The sequence below is a fragment of the Catenibacterium sp. AM22-6LB genome, assembly GCF_003435615.1.
Classification (GTDB): domain Bacteria; phylum Bacillota_I; class Bacilli_A; order Erysipelotrichales; family Coprobacillaceae; genus Catenibacterium; species Catenibacterium mitsuoka_A.
Genome location: NZ_QTUM01000115.1, coordinates 1 through 1,278 on the forward strand (window position 1 = coordinate 1; position 1,278 = coordinate 1,278).

Annotated in this window: 1 protein-coding gene; it reads left to right on the plus strand. The window is 32.1% G+C overall.

Translation table 11 applies throughout. From position 1 onward, the window contains the following. Nucleotides 1–1,128 precede the first annotated feature (1,128 nt). Nucleotides 1,129–1,278, plus strand: a 150-nt coding sequence (locus tag DW269_RS12465; protein WP_147580615.1) for a helix-turn-helix domain-containing protein, incomplete at its 3' end; no start/stop codon positions are given.

Sequence of the window (1,278 nt, forward strand, 5' to 3'; positions counted from 1 at the left end):
CAAACCCCCAAATATTTAAAGCGAGTTTTCTATTGACCCCCCTTAAAAATTAAAGGTTCACAATACTTTATAAATTGCTTCACTGACACTACTTACTACATCATTGAACTGTAACTTAATATCTTCAGGAGGAAAATATAAGTAACTAAATATATCGATTATTGTGATTAAATGTGATCAAATCTACTCAAAGGAGAGTTTTAAAATGAACACATCAAATTTCACGAATTATAAACCAAAGGATTTTTCTAAACTTTTAGGCGTATCTGTATAACGTTGGGATAGAGAAGAAACTTTATAGGCAAACCGAATTATAACTAATAGGCGTTATTGCACTTATGATCAGTATTTGCTAAATCAAGTTGTACTTTTAAGATTTTGTAATGTGTAGGGAATTATTGTAGAGCAGTGTATTGAAGGTTATGGAAACCCTGTAACGATTTATTGGATGAAGTAATGGAAAAAAATAAAACCGCAATTTGAATATCTGCAAACCATATGTTAGTGAAAATTAAATTTCATAAACACCTATTAAACGGCGTTCTCGAGATTAAACCTAGTGCATGGATTTTCTATTTGTTCTATAATTAGATTAGAAACCGGATGGAGCTGAGCTATAACCACATGTCAAATAAAGTATTAAGGCCTAAGAAGGATTCTATCTTTCAGTTAACCCAGAAATGTCTATTCCAGTAGTATTGAGAACTGTATTGAATTCTTCAAATTCATAAAATGATCTGGTAGCTTTTTATGTGATTTTTACGGATGTTACAGCATCATTCGCTGCATTCAGACACTATTTTTCAGAGCTGTAAGCTTCTGTTAGGTGTTTTCCTTTTCTTTAATGAAAATAAAGGAATTAATGATAATATCACAGGGGTATATCATTGATATTTCTGCTCCACATTTTTCTTAAATCGTTACCTGTAGATTATGGGTATTCAAAAACTGTAATAGTAACCAATAAAGATAGATTTATCAGATTGGGTTATGACTAGTTTGAAAAGAGTTCTGTAAGAAGTCTAATGCAACCATAGTGGTAGTAAACAAAGGATATTGTTTCAATACTCCATGCGTTCTCCTGCAGGCTGTATGAACTTCGCAAGTATAAAAGACAGATAGAAAGGGATGAGGAAATTGCTGAAGAGCTTCAAGACGGAAATAAATCCGACAGAGGAGCAGAAAATCAAGATTCGTAAAACAATAGGTACTTGCAGATTTATCTATAACTTCTATCTTGCTCATAATAAGGAACTTCATGAAAATGGGGAAAAGTTT